This window comes from Methylocaldum sp., assembly GCF_039794385.1.
Classification (GTDB): domain Bacteria; phylum Pseudomonadota; class Gammaproteobacteria; order Methylococcales; family Methylococcaceae; genus Methylocaldum.
On record NZ_JBDIVO010000308.1, the window covers coordinates 1 to 5,387 of the forward strand.

Consider the following 5,387-nt stretch of genomic DNA (forward strand, 5'->3'; position numbering starts at 1 on the left):
CGCAGATGCAGCAGCGCATAGCGGAACAATATCGGGCGGTGTTGTATCAGCGTGTCATCGGTCAAGGCATGCCCCTTCGGTTTTCTTGTTCGCTTCGGGCCATTGTTCTGGTGCCTTTTCACTTTAACCTTTGCACTTTGCGGGCAACAAGCCGGCTGGAATTTCTCGATGCGCGCCTCGCAAGGAAACGTATATTTCACGCACTTTTGAACTCTTCGGCCAAATCAGTCGTAAGGTTCGGCCCCGGCCAGCGACTAAGGGACAAACTTTCAATTGTAAGAGGACTCGATCTATGGCGAGGCACTGGCTTTTCCTATTCGGCCTTAGCATGGCGCTGGCCTTCCGAATTGGGTATGCGGCCGAACCGGACTGGAGCAACTACGGCCAGATTCTCGCGCGACACCTCAGCGAGCGCACCGTCGCCGGAACTCGTTTGGCATGGCTGAATTACACCGGGTTGAAAAGCGATCCGGCGTTCACGCGGGCGATCGCACAAATCGCTGCCTTTCCCGTGGACAATCTCAAGTCCCGCGAGGAAAAGCTGGCCTTCTACATCAACGCTTACAACATTCTGGCCATCAAGACCGTGCTGGATCACTGGCCGGTTGAGAGCATCAAGGATGTCGGCAATCTCCTCAATCCGGTGTGGAAGCGCCCGGTCGGCAATGTGGGCGGCAATGCCCTGAGCCTCGACGAGATCGAGAACGACATCCTGCGCAGACTGGGCGAGCCGCGCATCCACATGGCCATCGTCTGCGCCTCGAAAAGCTGCCCCGATTTACATCCGGAACCCTATACCGCGGCAAAGCTGAATATGCAGCTCGACTCCGCCAGCGCCAGCTATTTGAATAATCCCACCAAGGGCCTGCGGGTAGAGGGAACGGCGGTAAGGGTATCAAAAATCTTCGACTGGTTCGGCGAGGATTTCGAACAGAAGGGCGGCGTCGAGGCATTCATCCGGACTTATCGCCCGGACTTGCCGCAAGGCTTGGAGATCAAGGCCAATCTGCCCTATGACTGGACGCTGAACGGCGAATGACGCCCAAACAGCGGAGTTGAGATCATTGTCCAGCAGCGCGAAAACGAGAACGCTGCGGAGAGGGTCCGTGCCAGAGTCTCGAGTGTCATCAGTGTTCTCTTTGATTGAAACGACATGGAATGGATTCATCTGTTCTGTCGAACGCCCCCTGCCTCAGCATTTATTTGGCCACGACGGCAGACATCACAAGTCTCCGGCAAACAGCAGTTCGCCCCAATAGTGCCGGATCAGTCCAGCCAGTCGGCTACCGACCATCTTTCACTATATCGGTATAAACATTAGAGCATTTTCATACCTACTGTACGGGCACTCGCGAGTAGGTCGGGAATCCCTCCCAATCGCAAACGGTCATCCGGGGAAGGGGCTGGCCGACGCTCCCGGCTAGGCCGTTTGCGATTGGAAGGGTCATCCCAGCGCTCCTGGGATGACCGTTTGCGATTGGAGCGCCGAAGCCGCCCTTCCCGAGGTGCAGTTGGGCCAACGAGTTCGTCGGCAAAGGATTGCCGACCTACTCCACTGTTGGCCTCGAACAGTACAGGTTCTCGGTCCAGAAAAACTGGCCGATGTTCTCCCTTCCCGCAACACACCGGGAATTCCTGGACCAAGCCGCTGTGCCTCGCTGTGGCTCCCATTCGCAGGAAGCCCTCTAGCGTAGCGCCCCTCTCGAACGCCGGGTTGGGTGTTTCTTGCGGCGTTCGTGCACCGCTAACACCCGGTGGGAGCAGGCGGAAGGTCCGCATGATGGCCCTTGTAAGGGTGTCCGTTTTCAACCAAATACTTGAAGGATGCGAGTGACTGCGCCCCCATTCTTCGCATTCTGGCAAGCATAGCTGGCTCAAGGAGCGTTCCAATTAGACCGCCCTTCAGCTCAATTTCGGCTTCCGACACCAGCAAAGCCTGTTGCGCGCCGTCCGGATGTACCGACCAAACATTGCTTGCTCGCTTAACGAACGGTATTCCAAACCCTTCGTACTTGAAGGCCCGCCCTTCGTCCCATGCGATCCAACGCTCCTTGATCGTTAACTTTCCCGCCAATTCGCAGGTGCGCTCCGCGCCAACACCGCGGGCGACCGGTCCATCACATGTGGCACGGAGTACAGGCTCTGACCATAGCTGTATGTCCTCCAAAGCTGCGAGCCTCTCCCACACGACCGAGGCAGGAGCGTTGATGCATACAGAAGTGGACAGCTTAATCATGTAACCTCCTTTTGCGATCGGGAATGGTTGACGACCAATGCCTGAATTCACCGGACCTGCGCCGCTTTTCGCGCAGGTCCGGTGAAATGATGGGTCGGGCGTCATTTCAGATGGATAGCCCAGATTAACAAAAATTCGGCAGAAGACGCGCCATTACTTTGGGGATCGATTGCAAGTGAACTTCGTTACTCTTTCCTAAAGCGCTTGCAGCCATGCGCTGTATGATCTTTGGGAAATCGCGGTCGGCCTGAAAGGCCAACAGAGGAAGGATGACCGGTGCAAGCAACCTGTTCTTCGGCATCAATTCCCACCACACCATGACTTGCGAACCGGCGTCCGATGGTGTGATTTTCCATCCGCCGCACATTGTTTTTGCCGGGAATGGAAAATCCGGAGCTTCTGAAAGAAAGCGCACGGCGAAACTGTGGCCGGGATTGAACTCAGTACATTCCTCGGACCATCGTTTGCCCGCGTGATCTTCACAAGATCGGACAGCCCCGACAGCAGGTGCTTTTCCTTCCAGGACAACGGAGCGCTTCAATGACGGCATGTACTTCTTGATGTCGCCAATATTGCCCACAATCGGCCACATTTGTGCAACGGGTACATTGGTTTCAACGATAATGCAATGGCGATAATCGCCATTTTTTCCTGTCCTGTGAGCCCGGCCAACGGCCCAAAGCTGCCAAGCGCCGAAGACAAATACCGCGCCAGCGACGGCAAGAACAAGAATAATGCCCAGAGGTGAAAACAGCTTGGGAAAGGCAAGCAACAAAACGATGGAGCCTACTACCCACGAGAAATCGGCGGCACTTGCATAAAGCGCGCGCCACGTTGCGATCCTCTGACGCGTTGCCTGATGGATCAGGTCGGCAGCAAAGATGACCAAGACGATGCTGACTACTTGAAGCACAGCTGGCGCATGTATCCCAAGCCACTCGCCCACCAGCGCTGGGCGAAGGAGCATGAGCAGCGCGGAGGAAAGTGAAAAGACGGCGTTCGCCGCCAAAGCCAAACGAAGCGGTAAAACGGCATGCATTTAATATCTCCTTTCGACGAATGACCAAGGGATGGATTCTTGGCCCCAACTTTCGATGTAGTGGGCTTTGTGCTCCTGCTCCCATGAGCTGGCGACCGGCGCTGTGATTGACAATCGCTTGCACGTTGCAAGTATCTGCATTTGGCTTGTGACGTGCAAGCGTTTTGCGTACGCTCGATTCATGAGAGAAAAAGCGCCTGCCGGGCGGCGTTCGGGCTGCCCGATCAACATCCTGCTCGAAGCTGTGGGAGACACCTGGTCGCTGCTGATCGTGCGTGATCTGATGTTCTTCGGACGCAAGACCTACAACGAGTTTCCGAACGCGGGTGAAAAAATTGCGACCAATATCCTGTCGGATAGGCTGCAACGACTCGAATCCTCCGTGATCGTCGCGAAGCAGCGCGATCCCTCCGATGCCAGGCGATACCTCTACCGCCTGACGGAGAAAGGCACGGACCTCGCCCCGGTCGCAATGCCGTTAAGTTAAGGCGTCATTCCGGCAGGGATTGCTCGCCCCTTCCCTGGGGCTCGTCCTTCGGACCGTGCTTAGCACGTCCAAATTCGCTCCTTGCGAATTTGTGCCGGAATCCAGAGCACAGGGAAGTGACACGCCTCTGCCATCCATGGCTTCTGGACCCCGGCATTCCAATCGCAAACGGGCCTTTAGTCGGCCCCTTCCCTGCCGGGGTGACGTCATTCGCCTTAAACTCAACGGCATTGACCCCGGTCGGGGTCATTCGCGAAATGACGGAGAACCGGGAGGGTTTCATCGCCAAGGTGCGCGAACGGTGGATGCATGGCTCACCGCCGTGACGAATCGACATCACCCCCGCATCCCGCTCACATAGGCCGCCGTCAGATCATGCGCCGGAGCCTCGAAGATCTGCCGGCAGTGGCCGAATTCGACGAGAGTCCCGCCCCGCTCCCGCAACCAGAAGAAAGCGGCGTAATTGGCGATTCGTTTTGCCTGAGCCAGGTTGTGGGTAACGATGACCACGGTATAGCGTCCCCTCAACTGGGCGATCATATCTTCTACGATGCCGGAAGCGATGGGATCGAGGGCGCTGCAGGGCTCGTCCGTGAGCAGCACGGAAGGCGCGAGAGCGAGCGCACGGGCGATGCACAGGCGCTGCTGCTGACCGCCGGACAGAGCCAAGGCCGGCTTGTCGAGCCGATCCTTGACCTCGGCCCACAGGCCCACATCGGTGAGCACCCGTTCCAGCGTTTCGTCCAGATCGGCGCGCTTTTTCATGCCGTGTTCACGCAGCGGCATCTCGATGTTGCGGCGGATGGACAGCGGAAAGGGATTCGGTTTCTGGAAGATCATACCCACCTCCCGGCGCAGCGCCGACACATCTAGGCGGGGGGCGAGTATATCCTGGCCGCCGATACGGATGCCGCCCTCGACTCGGCAGCCCGGAATCATGTCGGTCAGCCGGTTGAGCGCAGACAGAAAACTCGTCTTCCCGCACCCGGATGGACCGATCAACGCTGTGATACAGCCCTTGTAGATATCCAGCGTTACATCCTTCAGGGCTGGGTGATCGCCGTAGCTTACGGAGAGATTCGTCACCCGGATCAGGGGTTCGGGTACACAACAGGGCGGACCGGATTGCAATGGACCGACGGTGTAGGTGCCGGCATCGATACTGGGCGAACAGCCGCTGTGTCGGTCGAGAGTTTGCGTCATGGAGCTATGATCCTTCGGTTTAGCCAATGTTCCGCCAGATACAAGGCCGTGCCGTTGATCAGGATGAGCAGGCCGATCAGTACCAGCGCGGAGGCATAGGCACTGCCGTCGCCTCCGGCGACATTCATCGACAGGTCGTAAATGTGGACGGACAGCGCGCGGCCGGAATCGAGGAGCGACGACGGCATGCGATCCACATAACCGCTGGTGAAGATCAGCGCCGCCGTTTCCGCCATCGCTCGGCCGATGCCCAGCAGCAGTCCGGCCACGAGGCCCGATGACGCCGCCGGCAGCAGGATATGGCGAAGCGCCGCGGTGCGCGACAATCCGAGCGCGGCACTGCCCAGCCGCCAATCGTCGGGCACGGCGCGCAGGCTGGCTTCCGCGGTGCGGATGAGGATGGGCAGCACCATACAGGCGAG

Annotated in this window: 6 protein-coding genes; 2 read left to right on the forward strand and 4 right to left on the reverse strand. The window is 58.0% G+C overall.

The window, feature by feature from the left end; genetic code table 11:
• Positions 1 to 292: 292 nt before the first annotated feature.
• Positions 293 to 1,039: a DUF547 domain-containing protein gene (locus tag ABJK70_RS19355; RefSeq protein ID WP_086134728.1), complete on the forward strand. Its 747-nt coding sequence runs from the start codon at positions 293 to 295 to the stop codon at positions 1,037 to 1,039.
• A 705-nt stretch (positions 1,040 to 1,744) separates the two neighbouring features.
• Here ABJK70_RS19355 and ABJK70_RS19360 read toward each other — a convergent pair.
• Entirely contained in the window at positions 1,745 to 2,236 is a 492-nt protein-coding gene (locus ABJK70_RS19360; RefSeq protein ID WP_168175404.1) for an SRPBCC family protein, read from the reverse strand.
• 124 nt (positions 2,237 to 2,360) lie between these two features.
• Complete coding sequence (locus ABJK70_RS19365) at positions 2,361 to 3,275, reverse strand: SRPBCC family protein (protein WP_347258817.1); 915 nt, start codon at positions 3,273 to 3,275, stop codon at positions 2,361 to 2,363.
• 181 nt (positions 3,276 to 3,456) lie between these two features.
• On the opposite strand from ABJK70_RS19365, the gene ABJK70_RS19370 reads away from it, so the two are divergent.
• Entirely contained in the window at positions 3,457 to 3,762 is a 306-nt protein-coding gene (locus ABJK70_RS19370) for a helix-turn-helix domain-containing protein (RefSeq protein WP_086134725.1), read from the forward strand.
• A 336-nt stretch (positions 3,763 to 4,098) separates the two neighbouring features.
• Here ABJK70_RS19370 and ABJK70_RS19375 read toward each other — a convergent pair whose 3' ends face one another.
• Together ABJK70_RS19375 and ABJK70_RS19380 are read right to left on the reverse strand one after the other, a co-directional pair.
• On the reverse strand, positions 4,099 to 4,965 hold the full coding sequence (locus ABJK70_RS19375) for a phosphate ABC transporter ATP-binding protein (RefSeq protein WP_086134724.1): 867 nt from the start codon (positions 4,963 to 4,965) through the stop codon (positions 4,099 to 4,101).
• On the reverse strand, positions 4,962 to 5,387 hold a 426-nt coding region (locus ABJK70_RS19380), incomplete at its 5' end, for an ABC transporter permease subunit (RefSeq protein WP_347258818.1). The genes ABJK70_RS19380 and ABJK70_RS19375, both read right to left, overlap by 4 nt.